Here is a 16,936-nt window from a genome sequence, read left to right on the forward strand (position 1 = left end):
ACGGCGGCGGCATGCTGCGCGACTGAGCCGGCGTCAGTGCGATTCGCGGGCGACCTCCGAACCGCTGCGGCCGACGAGGAAGTCCAGGTCCGCGCCGGTATGGGCTTGCCCCACGTGGTCGATGTAGAGCCGTTCCCAGCCTCGATGCGGGTCGGCGAACCCGGCCAGGGTCGCTTCGTTCGGTGTCCGCTGCGCGAGTTCCTCGTCGGGGACCTCGACATCGATCCGGCGGCTGGCGATGTCGAGGCTGATGACATCGCCAGTACGGACGAGGGCGAGCGGGCCGCCGGCGGCCGCCTCGGGGCTGACGTGCAGGACGACGGTGCCGTAGGCGGTGCCGCTCATCCGGCCGTCGCAGACCCGGACCATGTCGCGCACGCCGGCCCGGAGCAGCTTGGTCGGCAGCGGCAGGTTGGACACCTCGGGCATGCCGGGGTAACCGCGCGGGCCGCAACCGCGCAGCACCAGCACGGAGTCGGCGGCCACGTCGAGAGCGGGGTCGTCGATGCGGGCGCGCAGGTCCTCGATCGAGTCGAACACGACGGCCCGGCCGCGGTGGTTGAGCAGGTGCGGCGAGGCGGCGGCCGGTTTGATGATCGCCCCGTTCGGGGCCAGGTTGCCGCGCAGCACGGCGATCCCGGCGTGCGGGCGCAGCGGGTCGTCCCGGCTCCGGATCACCTCGCGGTCCCAGATCCGCGCGGTGTCGAGCGTCTCGACCAGCGGCCGGCCGGCGACCGTCAGCGCCTCGGGGTCCAGCAGGTCGATCACCTCACGCAGCACGGCGGCCAGCCCGCCGGCCCGGTGCAGGTCCTCCATCAGGTGCCGGCCGGCCGGCTGCAGGTCGACCAACAGCGGGACGGCCGAGCCGATCCGGTCGAAGTCGTCCAGGGTCAGCGGCACGCCCAGCCGGCCGGCGATGGCCAACAAGTGAACAACCGCATTGGTGGATCCGCCTATTGCTGCCAAGGCGACAATAGAATTGTTGAACGATCCTCTTGTGAACAATCCTCTCGGTCTACGATCCTGCGCCACCATCTCCACCACCAGCCGACCGGACTCGTGCGCCTGAGCGAGCAGCCGGCTGTCCGCCGCCGGCAGCCCGGCGGTGCCCGGCAGGGTCGTGCCAAGCGCCTCGGCCAGCAGGCCCATGGTCGAGGCGGTGCCCATCGTGTTGCAGTGGCCCCGGCTGCGGATCATCGACGACTCCGAGGCCAGGAAGTCGTCCCGGGACAGGGTGCCGGCGCGGACCTCCTCGCTCAGCCGCCAGACATCGGTGCCGCAGCCAAGCGGTACGCCGCGGAAGGTGCCGGTCAGCATCGGGCCGCCGGGCACCACCACGGCCGGCAGGTCCACCGACGCGGCCGCCATGAGCAGTGCCGGGATCGTCTTGTCGCAGCCGCCGAGCAGCACCACGCCGTCGATCGGGTTGCCGCGCAGCATTTCCTCGGTGGCCATCGCGGCCATGTTCCGCCACAGCATCGCGGTCGGCCGCAGTTGCGTCTCGCCGAGCGAGACCACCGGCAGGTTGAGCGGCACGCCGCCGGCCTCCCACACCCCCCGCTTCACGTGCTCGGCCACCTCGTCCAGGTGACTGTTGCACGGCGTGAGATCCGAGGCGGTGTTGGCGATGGCGATCTGGGGTCGTCCGTCGAACGCGGAGCCGGGCAGCCCACGCCGCATCCAGGCCCGATGGATGTAGGCGTCCCGGCCGCGGCCCGCATACCAGGCGGAGCTACGCAGGGGGCTCATGATTCGCTCGCAAGCTCGCTCATCGGTGGACGATATCCAGGTGCGCGCTTTCGTCATCACCGGTCCGGGCCGGGCCGAGGTGCAGGACGTCCCGCCGCCGCGGCCCGGGCGGGGCGAGGTGGTCGTCGAGGTGGACCGGGCCGGGGTGTGCGGCACCGACGCCGAGATCTACTCCGGCGCGATGTCCTACCTGGACAGTGGTCAGGCGGCGTACCCGATCCGGATCGGACACGAGTGGTGCGGCGTGGTTGCCGAGACCGGCCCCGGGGTCGACCGGGCCTGGCTGGGCCGCCGGGTCACCGGGGACACCATGCTCGGCTGCGGGAACTGCGACCGGTGCACGGCCGGGCGGCAGCACCTGTGTGCCGACCGGTACGAGATCGGCCTGCGCAACGGCTGGCCGGGAGCGCTGGCCGAGCGGCTGCCGGTGCCGGTCACCGCGCTGCACCCGCTGCCCGAGCCGGTCGACCCGGTGCTCGGCGCGCTGGTCGAACCGGGCGGCGTTGCGCTGCGCTCGGTGCTCGGCGCCGGCCTGTCCCCCGGTGAGCGGCTGCTGGTGTTCGGTCCCGGCACGATCGGCCTGCTGGTCGGGCAGATCGCCGTCGCGCGCGGTGTCGAGGTGCACCTGCTCGGCCGGTACGAGCCGTCGCTGACGTTCGCAAGGTCGATCGGCTTCGCCCACGTCTGGACCGCGCAGACGCTGCCGGACCTGCGGTTCGACGCGGTGGTGGACGCCTCCAACGCGGCCGAGAACCCGGCCCGGGCGGTCGAGGTGGTCGAACCGGGCCGCCGGGTCGTCTACGTCGGCCTGTCCGGCGAGCCCAGCCTGATCGACAGCCGGGTGGTGGCCCTCAAGGACGTGACCGTGGTCGGCGTGCTGAGCGCATCGGGCGGGCTGGCCGGGACCATCGAGCTGTACGCGTCCGGAGCGGTGGACCCGCGGCCGCTGGTGGCCGCGACGGTCGGGCTGGCCGAGGCGGCCGGGGCGCTGGCCGGCGAGCGGCCGGCGGCCTGGGGCGCCGCTCCCAAGATCCACATCGATCCGCGGCGCTGAGCGGTCAGATCCAGCCGGCCTCGACCGCGATGCGGACGGCGTCGGCCCGGTTCCGCGCCCGGACCTTGGCCAGCACGCTGGACAGGTGGTTGCGCACCGTGCCCGGGGACAGGAACAGCTTGCGGGCGATCTCCGAGCCGGTGGCGCCCTCCGCGGTCAGCCGCAGCACGTCCATCTCCCGGCGGGACAGCGGGTTGGCCATCAGGGTGAGCGCCGCCTTGGCCAGTTGGGCGTCCACCACCAGCTCGCCCCGCGCCGTGCCGCGGATCGCCTCGAGCAGCCTGGTGGCGGGGGCGTGACGATCCACAGCGCCACGCACCCCGGCCAGCAGCAGCTGACGCACCGGTCCGGCCGGCCGGACCGCCGCGAGCGCGACGACCGGACAGGCCGGTACCCGGGACCTGATCTGCCCGACCAGCTCAAGGGCCCGGGTGGGCGGATGGTCGATGTCCACGACCACCACATCCGGCCGCATTCCGAGAATGCTCGGCAACACGTCCCGATCGGTTGCCGCCACCACACCCGCGACGTCCAGGTCACGCTCTCCGGACAGCAGGCTGACGAGCGCGGCTCCCATCAACCCCAGGTCCGCGACGAGCAGGACCTTGATCCGTTGCGGGACCGCTTCCCCGGCGTGCCACCCGGCCATTCGGGTGACGACACCGGACACGCGTCGCGACGACGGCACCGAAACCGCGACCATGCTGCCTCTTCTCTGCCGTGCTGGTCAGCCGGATGCTGGTACCCGGCCTGGACGCGCGGCAAACCGCGAAATTCTGCAAACTGCATTTCCACTCAGCAATTTCACCCGAATGGGTTCAGAGGTCCGATGAATGGCGGACGTCCACCTCGCCGAGGGTGAGCCCGTCCGGCGGTGCGGCGAGCTCAGCCGCGGTGCGCGAGGGCCTCGGTGACCGATCGGCGAATCGTGAACAGTCCGAGCGTCCCGGTCACCTGGAGGGGCCGAAGGACGATCTGGCTCTCGGCCACCAGCTGCAGCGCCACGTCCTGATCTTCGGCCGACTCGGCGGCGCGGACCAGGGTGGCCAGCCCGGCCGAGCCGAAGAAGGTCACCTCGGTCAGGTCGAGCACCAGATGGGCCTGGGGATGATCGGTGAGCTGCTTGACGATGTGGCTGTCCACCACCGGCGCGGTGAACAGGTCCAACTCGCCGGCGACGTGCAGAACCGCGGTGCGGTCGGCGGGTCGGGTGACCCGAACCGACAAGCGGTCGGGCGGCTGAATCGATTCGCTCACCGCGCCTCCAGGGGTCGAGCACCTCCCGGCTGTGGACTCAACCGCGGCTACCGAAGCACTCTAAGGCACCGTTTCGCGCGAACCGCGCGGCGCGTGACAACGGATCCGAATCAATGCCGTGGAGCGCGCACGACCATGATCACGATGTCGTCCTGCTGGGGCTCGGTGGAGAACACGTTGATGATCTGGCGGAGTCCGGCGACCAGGACCTTCGCCGAGGAAGCGGGGATCGCGGCGACGGCCTCGACCAGCCGCTCCGGACCGAACTGCTCCTGGGCCCGGCGCCGCTCGGTGACTCCGTCGGTGTAGAAGACCAGGGACTCGCCGGGATCCAGGTGATGCCGGGTGGCGTGCACGCGGAACCGGGAGACCAGGCCGAGTGCGTTGCCATGCTGACCGACCGGGGCCACCGTGCCGTCCGCCCGGACCATCAGCGGCTGATCGTGGCCGGCAAGCACCAGCTCGACGTCGAGCCCAGCGCCGGCCGGGTCCCGGTTGATGAACGCCGAGGCCATCGTGGCGAACTGATCGGGATCGTGCGCCTCGAGCATCATGTCGTTGAGCAGCTCGACCGAGCGGACGAGGGAATGTCCCTCGCGCACGAGGACCCGCAGCACGTCGCGCACCAGGCTGGTTCGCGCGGCGGCCCGAGGTCCCTTGCCGCACACGTCGCCGACCGAGGCGAGCCAGCTCCCGTCGCCGATCTCCAGCACGTCGTAGAAGTCGCCGCCGACGTCGGCGCCCGCGCTCGCCGGCAGGTAGGCGGCGGCGAACTCCACCTCCGCCCGGGCCGGCAGGGCGCGCGGCAGCAGGGCCTGCTGCAGCGCCTGCGCGGTCGCCACCTGGGTGGCGTTGCGCTGGGCGTTGTCGATGGCCTGGGCCGCCCGGCGGGCCAGCTCCGAGATCATCAGGACCTCGTCCGGGTCGTGCTGGCGGTCGGTGCGCCGGCCCACGCTCACCGTCCCGAGTGCCCGGCCGCGGACCTTCAGCGGCACCGCGATCCCGGCGATCGGCGGGGCGAGACCGGCGGCGTCGCCCGCGGTCGCGCTGAGCAACCCGCGCAACGTGTCGTGCGGCCGGCCGGCCGCACCGGCCTGGAGCCCGGCGCGCAGCTCGGCCAGGGTGGTCTCGTCGACGTGGGTGAGCGCCCGCAGCCGCAGCCGGTCGTGCTGGTCGAGCAGGTGCACCGCGCACCAGCGACCGAGCCGGGGCACCATGATCTGCGGCACGATCGCCGCGGTCAGCTCGACGTCGAGCGACTGGGCCAGCAGCTCGCTGGCCTCGGCCAGGTGGGACAGCCACGACCACTTCTTCCGCTCGGCGTCGCGGGCCCAGTCGGCCTCGACGGCCAGCGCGATCCGCTGCGCGGACAGCCCGGCGATCTCGGTCATCTCCGCGGTGCGTTCGGCGGTCCGGATCCGCAGCCGGCCACGCAGCGGCGCGGACAGCGGCAGCTCCACCGCGATCACGTGGCCGTTGCCGGCCGGCGAGCCGTAGCGGGCCAGCTCCCGTTCCCCGGTGCCGTTGTCCACCGACACCGTCCCGCCGTCGGCCTGCAGCACGTCACCGAGCCGCCGGAGCAGTTCGACGGTGAGCACCGAGGTCGGCAGCGTCGCGACGTGGTTCGCCGGCAGGTGCAGCAACCACCGCGAGGTCGCCACATCCGGCCAGCGGGTTTGCCGCAGGTCGAGTTCGCCCGAGGGCTTCGGCCCGGTCGCCGCCTCGTCCAGGCGCAGGGTGAACCAGATCTGGTGGCCCCGCTCGTCGTGCCGGGTCCCCCAGGCGGCGGCCAGAGCGTCGACCATCTGCAGGCCGCGGTTGTGGGTTGCCCGGCGGGGGGTGGGCGCGGCCCGGTGGATCTCCATCGCCGTGGCCCCCTGGTCGGTGACCGCGATGGTCAGCTCGCCGTCGCCGACGGTGATCTCCAGCTCGAACCCGGTGCCGGCGTGCAGAACAGCGTTCTCACAGAGTTCACTGGTCAACAGCAACGCGTCGTCGGCGAGGTCGTCCAGGCCGGAGTCGCGCAGCGCCGCCCGGACCAGCCGGCGGGCTACTCCGGGTGAACCACCCTCGCCCGGAAGTCGGGCACGGTGCACGGACGGCTGATTCACGATCGCAGTTTGCCGTGTGCCGGATTAGTCTGCACCACCCCTAGCGCTCGTAGACTTTCCGGCGGCGGGATGGAGCGGATCCTGCCGCGATGACAGGAGGCCCGCATGGTGACCGCCCGACCGACGAAGACTTCGGCGCAGTCGCCGGCCTCCGGAGCGGATGACCAGGTCGATGACCTGCTGCACGAACTGCTCGACGCGATGACCAAGGTTCGCCGGGGAACGCTCGACGTCCGGCTGGCCCGGCGCAGCGACCTGGCCGGGCAGGTGGTCGACGGTTTCAACGCGCTCGTCGACCTGCAGGAACGCCGCAACCGCGACCTGTTGCGGATCAGCCGGGTGGTCGGCCGCGAGGGCCGGATGCTCGAGCGGCTGGACGAGGAGGAGTTCGACGGCGCCTGGGCCACCGGAGCCGCTGCGATCAACTCGCTGATCGACGACCTGGCCCGGCCCACCTCGGAGATCGCCCGCGTCATCGCGGCGGTGGCCGAGGGTGACCTGTCCCAGCACATGGCGCTGGAGATCGAGGGCCGGCCGCTGCGCGGTGAGTTCAACCGGATCGGCCGGACCGTGAACACCATGGTCGACCAGCTTTCCAGCTTCGCCGACGAGGTCACCCGGGTGGCCCGCGAGGTGGGCACGGAGGGACGGCTGGGTGGCCAGGCGGACGTGCGCGGGGTGTCCGGCACCTGGCGGGCGCTGACCGACTCGGTGAACACGATGGCATCCAACCTCACCAACCAGGTCCGGTCGATCTCCCTCACCGCGACCGCGATCGCCGAGGGCGATCTGTCCCGGAAGATCACCGTGAGCGCGCGCGGCGAGATCGCCGAGCTGGCCGAGACGATCAACTCGCTCACCGACACCCTGCGGGTGTTCGCCGACGAGGTCACCCGGGTGGCCCGCGAGGTGGGCACCGAGGGACGGCTTGGCGGCCAGGCCCAGGTGCCCAACGTGGCCGGCACCTGGAAGGCGTTGACCGAAGCGGTGAACCAGCTCGCGGCCAACCTGACCGACCAGGTCCGCAACATCGCCCAGGTCACCACCGCGGTGGCCAAGGGCGACCTGTCCCAGAAGATCACCGTCGACGCCCGGGGCGAGATCGTGGCGCTGAAGGACACCGTGAACACGATGGTGGACCAGCTGTCCAGCTTCGCCGACGAGGTCACCCGGGTCGCCCGCGAGGTCGGCACCGAGGGCCGGCTGGGCGGCCAGGCCCAGGTCGAGGGCGTGTCCGGCACCTGGCGCGACCTCACCGAGAGCGTCAACCGCCTGGCGGCCAACCTGACCGGCCAGGTCCGCAACATCGCCCAGGTCACCACCGCGGTGGCCAAGGGCGACCTGTCCCAGAAGATCACCGTCGACGCCCAGGGCGAGATCCTCGCGCTGAAGAGCACCGTCAACACCATGGTCGACCAGCTCTCCAGCTTCGCCGACGAAGTCACCCGGGTCGCCCGCGAGGTCGGCACCGAAGGCAAACTCGGCGGCCAGGCCCAGGTGAAGGGCGTCGCCGGAACCTGGCGCGACCTCACCGACAACGTCAACTACATGGCGTCCAACCTGACCAGCCAGGTCCGCAACATCGCCCAGGTGGCCACCGCCGTCGCCGAGGGCGACCTGTCCCAGAAGATCACCGTCGACGCCCAGGGCGAGATCCTCGCGCTGAAGAAGACCGTCAACACCATGGTCGACCAGCTCTCCAGCTTCGCCGACGAGGTCACCCGGGTCGCCCGCGAGGTCGGCACCGAAGGCAAACTCGGCGGCCAGGCCCAGGTGAAGGGCGTCGCCGGAACCTGGCGCGACCTCACCGAGAGCGTGAACCAGCTCGCCTCGACCCTGACCATCCAGCTGCGCGCGATCGCCGGCGTGTCCACGGCCGTGACCCGGGGCGACCTGACCCAGCAGATCGGCGTGCAGGCCAGCGGCGAGGTCGCCGAGCTGAAGGACAACATCAACCAGATGATCGTCGCGCTCCGCGAGACCACCAGGGAGAACGCCGACCAGGGTTGGTTGGACTCCAACCTGGCCCGGATCGGCGGCCTGCTGCAGGGCCAGCGTGATCTCGGCGAGGTCTGCCAGATGATCATGAACGAGGTCGTTCCGCTGGTCAACGGTCAGGTCGGCGCGTTCTTCCTGGAGGTTCCCGGCAACTTCGACGGGACCGGCGTGTGGCGGCTCTACGGCGGTTACGGGTTGGGCACCGGCGACCAGGGAACCTACGCCCGCGGCGAGGGCCTGGTCGGCCAGGCCGGCGAGTCCAAGCAGATGATCGTGGTGCGCAACGCCGACGCGAACTTCACGCCGATCCGCTCCGGGGTCGGACAGTTCACCCCGGCCGCGGTCGGCGTGCTGCCCGTGCTGTTCGAGGGCGAGACCCTCGGCGTGCTGGAGATCGGCTCCGTATCAGCGTTTTCCGAACTGCACCTCACTTTCCTTGAGCGGTTGATGGTCACCATCGGTGTGGCGATCAAGACCATCCAGGCCAACCGGCGCACCGAGGAGCTGCTCGGCCAGTCCCAGCGGCTCGCCGCGGAGCTGCAGGAACAGTCGGCCGAGCTGCAGCGCACCAACGCCGAGCTGGAGGAGAAGGCCGCGCTGCTGTCCGAGCAGAACCGCAACATCGAGATCAAGAACCTGGAGATCGAGGCCGCCCGCCGCCGCGTGGAGGAGAACGCCCAACAGCTCGCCCAGGCCAGCCAGTACAAGTCCGAGTTCCTGGCCAACATGAGCCACGAGCTGCGCACCCCGCTGAACTCGTTGCTGCTGCTGGCCAGGCTGCTCGCCGACAACCCCGAGCAGAACCTGTCCGGGCAGCAGATCGAGTTCGCCAACACCATTCACAACGCCGGTTCGGACCTGCTGTCGCTGATCGACGACATCCTCGACCTGTCCAAGATCGAAGCCGGCCGGGTCAACATCGAGCTGTCCGCCGTGGATCTGACCACCGTGGCCGACGACGTCGAGCGGGCCTTCCGAGCCCAGGCCGAGGAGAAGGGCCTGCAGCTGCGGGCCCATTGCGCCGACCAGGTCCCGGCCAACGTCGTCACCGACGCACAGCGCCTGCAGCAGATCCTGCGCAACCTCCTTTCCAACGCGGTGAAGTTCACCGAGACCGGTACGGTCACGCTGAACATCGACTCGGCCCCGTCCACCCGGGAATTCGGCATGCACACGCTGGACAGTGCCGACGCGGTCGTCGCCTTCTCGGTACACGACACCGGAATCGGCATCCCGGACGAGAAGTTCGCCATGATCTTCGAGGCGTTCCAGCAGGCGGACGGCACCACCAGCCGGCGCTACGGCGGCACCGGGCTCGGGCTGTCCATCAGCAAGGAGCTGGCCCGGCTGCTCGGCGGCGCGATCACCGTGGAGTCGGAGTTGGGCATCGGCTCCACGTTCACCCTGTACCTGCCGCAGATCCTGCCGTCGGACGCGGTTCCGGTGCATCGCCGGTCCACCCCGCCCGCCACGACCGCGGACGGGCTTCCGCCGCTCACCGGCACCCCGATCATCGGCTCCACGGCGGTGGCCGCCACCCCCGGCCGACACTTGGACGGGGTCACCGTGCTGATCGTGGACGACGACGTGCGCAACGTCTTCGCCCTGACCAGTGCCCTTGAGCTGCACGGAATGACGGTCCTGTACTCCGACAACGGGACCGACGGCATCCGGCTGCTGACCGAGCACCCCGAGGTGGACATCGTGCTGATGGACGCCATGATGCCCAACCTGGACGGCAACCAGACCACCCAGATGATCCGTGCGCTGCCGATCGGGGCCCAGCTGCCGGTGGTGTTCCTGACCGCGAAGGCGATGCCCGAGGACCGCGAGTCCAGCCTGGCCGCCGGTGCCGACGACTACATCACCAAACCGGTGGACCTCGATCAGTTGCTCGGCGTGATCTCCTCGTGGGCGGCGCAGAGCCGCACCCGGCGGGCCGGCGCGGTCGCCGAGGGGACGCCATGACGGTCCGGCAGGCCAAGGCGCTGCTCGTCGACGACCGCCGGGAGAACCTGATCGCCCTCGAGGCGATCCTGCAAGGTCTTCCGGTCGAGGCCGTGTCCGTGACCAGTGGGGAGGCGGCGCTCAAGCAGCTGCTGGTCGACGACTTCGCCGTCATCCTGCTCGACGCCAGCATGCCCACGATGGACGGCTTCGAGACCGCCACCCACATCAAACAGCGGGAACGCACCCGCCACATTCCGATCATCTTCCTCACCGCTCTCAACTACGACGCCCGGCTTGCGTTCCGGGGCTACCAAATCGGCGCGGTCGACTATCTGACCAAGCCGTTCGACCCCTGGGTGCTGCGCTCCAAGGTGGTCGTCTTCATCGATCTGTGGACGAAGTCGACCGAACTCGCCGCCCAGGCCGCCGAGCGCAAGATCCTGCACGACGCCGTGACGGAAGCCCTCACCAAGCTCGACGCGTCGCCCCCCGACCCCACTGCGGCGGCCGCGGTCCTTCGCGAAGCCCAGGAGCGCGCTCGGAACTACGTGGCTCCACAGTAGACGCTCGAGGGTGTTGCGCTACCGCCGTCAACCGTCGTCCCTGCTCACTGCGCGAGTTCCCGGTTCCGGACCGCGAGTTGCCGGTTCCAGACCGGTTGCTGGGGGTGAAACGAGGCGCGGCGACCCTTTGTGTGGGCCCGGTCAACGAATGCGGCCGGCGGAAGGGCGGCCGTGGTTGCGCGGAAGGGCAGAGACCGGGTCGTGGCGGGGCAAACCGGCCGCGCCCGGGTATTTGGACCGGCCCGCTGGACTTCCTTCTCCCCGGCGGCACGAGATGCCGCGAGACAGAAGGGGTGTACATGATTTCTCTCGAGAGAGTTCGCAAGCTCCGCACGGTCGCGCTGGCCGTGGCGGGGTCCGCGGCGGTGGCACTGACCGGCGTGGTGGCGGGTCCGGCGGCGGCCGCACCCGCACCCGCACCGGCACCGGCGCCCGCGCCCGCGCCCGCGCCGGACGGCATCACGATGGTCAACGGAACCGGAAAGACCGTGACGCTGCCGGCGCAGACCGCGACGGCGCTGAAGTCGGCGGCGGGCGGCCGGTCCGGGTCGCTGGGTGCGGCCACGGCGGCGGCCACGGGCAAGGCGGAGCCGGGCGGGTTCGGCACCAACTCGGTGATCGGGCCGGACGGCCGGGTCCAGGAGTCCATCCCGTCCACCTACCCGTGGGGCGGAATCGCGCACCTGGAGACGAACCAGGGCGGCTGCACCGGCTTCATGCTCAGCCGCGACGTCCTGGTCACCGCCGGGCACTGCGTGCACTGGAACGGAAGCTGGGTCACCTCCTACACCGTCACGCCCGGGCGCACCGGCAACAGCAAGCCGTTCGGCACCTGCAGCGGCGGCATCGCGGACGTCTGGACCACCTGGAACTGGATCAACGGCTACCCGTCCGACTACGACTACGGCCTGGTGAAGCTGACCTGCGACATCGGCTACTCCACCGGATGGTTCGGCTGGTCGTACAACACCGGCGAGAACCTGGTGGGCCAGTACCTCTACGTCGAGGGATACCCGGGTGACAAGCCGTACGGCACCATGTGGTGGGACGGCGACACCGTCTACTCGCAGACCGCCAACAAGCTGTGGTACTGGGTCGACACGTTCGGCGGGCAGAGCGGGTCGCCGGTCTACCGGTACTCCAGCTCCGGTCCGTGCGTCGGCTGGTGCGTGATCGGTATCCACACCAACGGTGTGGCCGGCACCAACCCGGCGAACAGCGGCACCCGGTTCCGGCCGGATGTCATGGACTTCATCAACTACTGGATCTCGCAGCCCTGAGCCAGACCGGGCCGGGCCCACCCGGTGGGCCCGGCCCGTGGTGCAACCATGGAGCGGTGATGTCCCGTCCTTGGATCGTGCGATACGCAGCGCTGGCAATCGTGGTGGCCGCCGCCCTCCCTCTGGCCGGATGCGGCGCCAGGGACGAACCCGCCGCGGCACCGGGCGGTGCCGAACTGCGCGGCCGGACGTTCACGACGACCGAACCCGCCGGGACGACCACCACCCTGCGGTTCACCGAGGACGGACGCCTGGTGGCCAGCGGCGGCTGCAACACCATCAGCGGGCCCGTGGACACCACGGGCGGCCGGCTGGCCACCGCCGACATCAGCATCACCGAGATGGCCTGTGACCCGGACCGGCACGCCAGCGACGAACGGCTGGTGAGGTTCCTGACCGGCGGACCGTCCTGGCGGCTGGACGGGGACAAGCTGGTACTCGGTGCGGCCGACGCCGAACTGGTGCTCACCGAGGAGCAGGCGATGCCGCTGACCGGCACCACCTGGCGGCTGGACACCCTGATGGCGGGTGAGATCGCCGGCAGCACCCCGGCCGGGGTGGACGCCACGCTGATCTTCGATGCGGAGCAGGTGACCGTGACCGGGCTGTGCAACCTGCGCGCCGTGAAGTACCGTGCTGCCGGCTCGACACTCATCTTCGAACCCGGCATGTCGACGCTGATGGCCTGCGAGCCGGAGATCATGACCGTGGAGCAGGCCGCGACCGAAGTACTCAACGGCGCGGCCAGCTATCGGATCGATGGCCAGACCCTGACGATCACCAACAACGGCAAGGGTTTGCGACTCACCGCCTCAGGTTGAGCAGGTGATCTGGGGGTTCGCCCAGTCCGCGTGGTCGAAGTTGATGTTGTCGCCGCCGTTGCCGACGGTGAGGCGCAGCGTGGTACGGCCGGTGATGTCGACCGAGATGCGTTGCGCGGCCTGGCCGCCACGCCGGATGCCGGTGCTGGTCAGGGTGGTGCCGTCGCCGAGTACGGAGAACGTGACGGTGCCGTTGGTGCCGGTTTCGGCGTCCACGCCGACGTCGGCGGTGAAGGTGGAGCAGCGGCCGGCGAGGAACACGTCGATCGTGCTCGCCGCGTGGGCGCCGATGCCCTTCGCATAGCCGACCCCGCCGATGCTGAGCGGGCGGCCGTCACCGGCCGGCTGCTCGCCGTTGGACCGGTCGCGCTCGGCCGGACCCCAACCGTTGGTGGACGCCTGCCAGGGCAGGTCGCTGACGAACGAGGTGCCCGGCGGCGGGCCGGCCTGGGTGCCCGGGGTGACCCGGAAGGCGACGGTGCCGTGCGCCGGCACGGACGCGCTGATCGTGCCGGTGGTGGTGCTGACCGCCTTGGACCACACGTCGAACAGCCGGTACGAAGTGGCGCCGGGCAGCCCGGTCTCGGCCGGGTTGGTGGTGATCGTTGCGGTCGATCCGGTCTCGTTGAACAGCGCTACGGCGAAGTCGCCGCCCGCCAGCGGCCGGGACAGCACGTGCAGGCCGCCGGCCGAGCGGACCTCGCGCGCCTGCACACCACGTGCGTCCTGGTCGATCGCGATCACGTCGCGGTTGCCCAGGATCGCGAGCGTCGAAGGACTGGCCGTGCGCAGGTCGGTTCCGATCAGCAGTGGCGCCGCCATCATCGACCAGAGCGTGAAGTGGGTGCGGTACTCGGTGTCGGTCATGCCGCCGTTGCCCACCTCGAGCATGTCCGGGTCGTTCCACGCACCCGGTGCGGCGAACTGGGCCAGCGGCACGTTGATCCGGTAGATGGACAGCATCGAGCCGTACGAGTCGGTGATGTCGCCGGTTGTGCGCCACAGGTTTCCGACCGGCTGCGCCCAGTTCCACGGCTGGTTCTGGCCCCATTCGGTGATGCTGTACACCATCGGCCGGCCGGTGGCGATGATCGCGTCACGCATCCGGGTGTACCGGGTCTGCGCCGGCACACCCTGGTTGTTGCAGTTGTCGTACTTGAGATAGTCCACGCCCCAGGACGCGAACAGGTTCGCGTCCCGCTGCTCGTTGTTGAGGCTGGCCGGGAATCCGGCGCAGGTCTGCGTTCCGGCGCTGGAGTAGATGCCGAGCTTGAGCCCGCGGGCGTGCACGTAGTCGGCGACGGCCCGGATGCCGGCCGGGAACTTCACCGGATCCGGCACCAGGTTGCCGGCCGCGTCGCGGTTGCGGGTCATCCAGCAGTCGTCGATGTTGACGTAGCTGTAGCCGGCGTCGCGCAGTCCGGTCGCGACGAACCGGTCCGCGGTGGCCCGGACCAGTGCGTCGGTCACGTTGCAGCCGAAGGCGTTCCACTGGTTCCAGCCCATCGGCGGCGTTCGGGCCAGCCCGTTCTCCCAGGCATGGGCCGGCGGGGCGACGACGGCGAGGGCGAGGGCGAGCGGGATGCTCGCCGCCGCCAGCACGGCGGCGAGCAACGCGGCGAGGTGGCGCATGTACCTACTCCTCAGATGAGGGCGCGGATCTCGGTGGCGGACAGCGCCCGGCTGTAGATGCGGAAGTCGTCGAGTTGGCCGGACAGGAACGGGTCGCCGGCGTACTGGGAGCGGCCGAGGTAGTTCAGGCCGGTGCTGCCCAGGTTTGCCGGCCGCAGCGTCATGTTGGCGTTGCGGGCCACCTCGGTGCCGTTGACGTACAGGATGGCGAGGTTGCCGGCCAGGGTGACCGCCACGTGGGTCCAGGTGGCGGCCGGGAGCGCGGCCGGTGCCTCGATGCGTTGCTCGCCACCGGAACCGCTGGTGGTGATCGCGAACCGCGCGGTCCCGGTGCTGCTGCGCGGGGTGAGGAACAGGTAGGCGCTGGTTCCGGTGCCGAAGTCGAACACCCGGGACCAGGTGCTGACGGTGGTCAGCCGGACCCGGCTGGCGATGGTGAAGTCGTTGGCCCCGGACAGGATCGCGCCGGGCAGCCGGACGTGCCCGTCGGTGCCGGCCAGGCTGACCGCACCGGCCGCCCAGGACGCCGCGCCGACCAGTGTGGCGGTCCGGCCGTTGCCGGTGGCATCGCCCGCGGCGGTGCCGCTGGTCTCGTCGAACGGATAGTGCGCCACGAACGGCTGGATCGGCGGAACGGCGTTGTTCCGCCAGTACACCGTGTAGCGCTGGCCGTGCATCCGGAAGAACGGGATCAGCGACACCGCCCCCGTGCTGGCGGTTGCGGTGAACCGCAGCGGCACGTTCGGATCGGGGCGCAGGGTCGCGGAGTCCAGGGTGGGCATGGTGGACAGGTTGTTGGTGCCGTACTCGCCGGCGAGCACCACCGCGCCGTACTTCACCGCCCGCACGGCGGCGTTGTCCGGGGCCGATTCGAGCACGATCGACGGGGTGACCGCGATGTCGACCACATCGCCGGAGGCCCAGTTCCGGTCCAGGGTGAGGAAGGTGTTCGGCGTCGCCGTGACGTTCTGCACCACCCCGTTGAGCCGGACCTGGGTGCCCTGCCGCGCCCAGGACGGAACCCGCACGCGCAGCGCGATGTGCCCGGAGCCGGTGACGGTAAGCCGGGTGCTCGGCTGGTCCGGGAAGGTGGTGTCCTGCCTTATGGTGATGCCGCGGCCGGGCCAGGTGAGCACGGACGGGATGAACAGGTTGACGTAGAGCGTCTCGCCGGCGAAGAAGTAGATGCTGTCGGCGAACTTGGTGTGGCTCTCCATCCCGGTGCCGTGGCAGCAGGTGAAGTTGTTGTAGTCGTTGCTGTAGGTCTTGATCCCGCCGGGCCGCATCGGGACGTAGTAGGTGTGCTGATGCCTGGCCGCGTTGGGGTTCTGCCCGGCCAGGATGTGGTTGTACAGCGCGCGCTCGTAGAAGTCCAGATAGTCCACTCTGGACGGGTTGGTGAAGAACAGTTGCCTGGTCAGCTTCAGCATGTTGTAGCTGTTGCAGGACTCGCAGGTGTTGTCGGACAGCTGACTGGAGATCTGTTCCGGCGGCTGGAAGTACTCGCCGTTGCTGTTGCCGCCGATGGCGTAGGAGTGGTGCCCGGTCACGATGTCCCAGAAGTTGGTGGCGATCGTGCGGTAGCGCTCGACCCCGGTCTGGTGGTACTCGCGGATCGCGCCGATGATCTTCGGAATCTGTGTGTTGGCGTGGAATCCGGACAGCCGGTCCTGGTTCGCGGCGAGCGGGTCGAAGATCCGGGCGTGGTCGAACCGGCGCGCCACGGTGAGGTGATCGGGGTTCTCGGTCACCGCGTAGAGATTGGTCAGCACCTCGTTCATGCCGCCGAACTCGGTGTCCAGCATGCTCTGGATCTGTGCGGCGGAGAGCCGGTCGGTGCGGAACTTCACCCACGCCGCCTGGCGCACCAGCACGTCGAGTGCCTGGGCGTTGCCGGTGAGCAGGTGCATGTCCAGCAGGCCGGCCATGACCTTGTGCAGCGTGTAGTACGGCGCCCACACCGTCTGCCGGGCCTCGACCCGATCGATGAAGCTCTCCGGGTAGGCGGACAGGTAGCCGGTGTTGAACCCGACGGCGCCGGCCCGGGCCTGGCAGCGGGCCAACTCGGCGACCAGGTAGTCGCCCTTGGCCTTGTGGGCCGCGGTTCCGGTGTTGGCGTAGGCAAGGGCCAACGCGGACAGGAAGTGCCCCATGGAGTGCCCGCGCAGCTCGACGTTCGGCGCGTCCCAGCCGCCGACCGGTTGCGCGGTCGAGGAAAGGCCGACGTTGACCCGGAAGGTGTGCAGCATCCGGTCCGGGTCGAGGAACGACAGGTAGGCCAGGATCCGGTTCATGTTGGCCCGGAACGGGCTGTCCAGCAGGGCGACTTGGGGCAGGGGGAACGGGAAGACCGACACACCGACGTCCGGCCGGAGCGCGACGGCGGCGCTCGCCCGGCCGACCGGGAGCGCCGAGCACGCGACGGCGCCACCGGCGACGGCGAGCAGGGTTCGACGGGAGATTGCGGACCGGGCCACGACGCCCACCTCCGATGTTCGAAATACCGAACAGCGTTCTATAT

At 70.3% G+C, this 16,936-nt stretch carries 11 protein-coding genes; 5 read left to right on the forward strand and 6 right to left on the reverse strand.

What is annotated here, in order from left to right; translation table 11 throughout:
• Positions 1 to 33: 33 nt before the first annotated feature.
• Entirely contained in the window at positions 34 to 1,749 is a 1,716-nt protein-coding gene (locus VFV67_RS13120) for an IlvD/Edd family dehydratase (protein ID WP_326469994.1), read from the reverse strand.
• Between the two features lie 40 nt (positions 1,750 to 1,789).
• On the opposite strand from VFV67_RS13120, the gene VFV67_RS13125 reads away from it, so the two are divergent.
• Entirely contained in the window at positions 1,790 to 2,803 is a 1,014-nt protein-coding gene (locus VFV67_RS13125; RefSeq protein ID WP_326469995.1) for a zinc-dependent alcohol dehydrogenase, read from the forward strand.
• A 4-nt stretch (positions 2,804 to 2,807) separates the two neighbouring features.
• Here VFV67_RS13125 and VFV67_RS13130 read toward each other — a convergent pair whose 3' ends face one another.
• The 3 genes from VFV67_RS13130 to VFV67_RS13140 form a co-directional block, all read right to left on the reverse strand.
• The gene (locus VFV67_RS13130; protein ID WP_326469996.1) at positions 2,808 to 3,506 is read right to left on the reverse strand and encodes a response regulator transcription factor; all 699 of its coding nucleotides are present in this window, start codon (positions 3,504 to 3,506) and stop codon (positions 2,808 to 2,810) included.
• A 182-nt stretch (positions 3,507 to 3,688) separates the two neighbouring features.
• Complete coding sequence (locus VFV67_RS13135; protein ID WP_326469998.1) at positions 3,689 to 4,060, reverse strand: STAS domain-containing protein; 372 nt, start codon at positions 4,058 to 4,060, stop codon at positions 3,689 to 3,691.
• Between the two features lie 110 nt (positions 4,061 to 4,170).
• Positions 4,171 to 6,171 (reverse strand): SpoIIE family protein phosphatase, encoded by a 2,001-nt coding sequence (locus VFV67_RS13140; RefSeq protein ID WP_326469999.1) that lies wholly within the window; start codon positions 6,169 to 6,171, stop codon positions 4,171 to 4,173.
• A gap of 105 nt (positions 6,172 to 6,276) precedes the next feature.
• Between VFV67_RS13140 and VFV67_RS13145 the strand changes: the two genes are divergently transcribed.
• The 4 genes from VFV67_RS13145 (at position 6,277) to VFV67_RS13160 (ending at position 12,783) form a co-directional block, all read left to right on the forward strand.
• Positions 6,277 to 10,137, forward strand: a complete 3,861-nt coding sequence (locus VFV67_RS13145) for a HAMP domain-containing protein (protein WP_326470000.1) — start codon at positions 6,277 to 6,279, stop codon at positions 10,135 to 10,137.
• Complete coding sequence (locus tag VFV67_RS13150; protein WP_326470002.1) at positions 10,134 to 10,682, forward strand: response regulator; 549 nt, start codon at positions 10,134 to 10,136, stop codon at positions 10,680 to 10,682. Before VFV67_RS13145 ends, VFV67_RS13150 begins: the two co-directional genes overlap by 4 nt.
• 299 nt (positions 10,683 to 10,981) lie before the next feature.
• Positions 10,982 to 11,962: a trypsin-like serine peptidase gene (locus VFV67_RS13155; protein ID WP_326470003.1), complete on the forward strand. Its 981-nt coding sequence runs from the start codon at positions 10,982 to 10,984 to the stop codon at positions 11,960 to 11,962.
• Positions 11,963 to 12,039: 77 nt separating this feature from the next.
• Complete coding sequence (locus VFV67_RS13160; protein WP_326470004.1) at positions 12,040 to 12,783, forward strand: META domain-containing protein; 744 nt, start codon at positions 12,040 to 12,042, stop codon at positions 12,781 to 12,783.
• Here VFV67_RS13160 and VFV67_RS13165 read toward each other — a convergent pair.
• Both VFV67_RS13165 and VFV67_RS13170 read right to left on the reverse strand, forming a co-directional pair.
• Positions 12,775 to 14,415: an NPCBM/NEW2 domain-containing protein gene (locus VFV67_RS13165; protein ID WP_326470005.1), complete on the reverse strand. Its 1,641-nt coding sequence runs from the start codon at positions 14,413 to 14,415 to the stop codon at positions 12,775 to 12,777. The genes VFV67_RS13160 and VFV67_RS13165 overlap by 9 nt on opposite strands.
• Before the next feature lie 11 nt (positions 14,416 to 14,426).
• Complete coding sequence (locus VFV67_RS13170) at positions 14,427 to 16,892, reverse strand: glycoside hydrolase family 127 protein (protein ID WP_326470006.1); 2,466 nt, start codon at positions 16,890 to 16,892, stop codon at positions 14,427 to 14,429.
• Positions 16,893 to 16,936: the final 44 nt, after the last annotated feature.

This window comes from Actinophytocola sp. (assembly GCF_035762905.1).
Taxonomy (GTDB): Bacteria; Actinomycetota; Actinomycetes; order Mycobacteriales; family Pseudonocardiaceae; genus DASYTH01.

Excerpts from the sequence above, each read along its gene's own strand:
- VFV67_RS13120 (WP_326469994.1), bottom strand. The coding sequence starts at position 1,749 with ATGAGCCCCCTGCGTAGCTCCGCCTGGTATGCGGGCCGCGGCCGGGAC.
- VFV67_RS13130 (WP_326469996.1), bottom strand. The coding sequence starts at position 3,506 with ATGGTCGCGGTTTCGGTGCCGTCGTCGCGACGCGTGTCCGGTGTCGTC.
- VFV67_RS13145 (WP_326470000.1), top strand. The coding sequence starts at position 6,277 with ATGGTGACCGCCCGACCGACGAAGACTTCGGCGCAGTCGCCGGCCTCC.
- VFV67_RS13150 (WP_326470002.1), top strand. The coding sequence starts at position 10,134 with ATGACGGTCCGGCAGGCCAAGGCGCTGCTCGTCGACGACCGCCGGGAG.
- VFV67_RS13155 (WP_326470003.1), top strand. The coding sequence starts at position 10,982 with ATGATTTCTCTCGAGAGAGTTCGCAAGCTCCGCACGGTCGCGCTGGCC.
- VFV67_RS13165 (WP_326470005.1), bottom strand. The coding sequence starts at position 14,415 with ATGCGCCACCTCGCCGCGTTGCTCGCCGCCGTGCTGGCGGCGGCGAGC.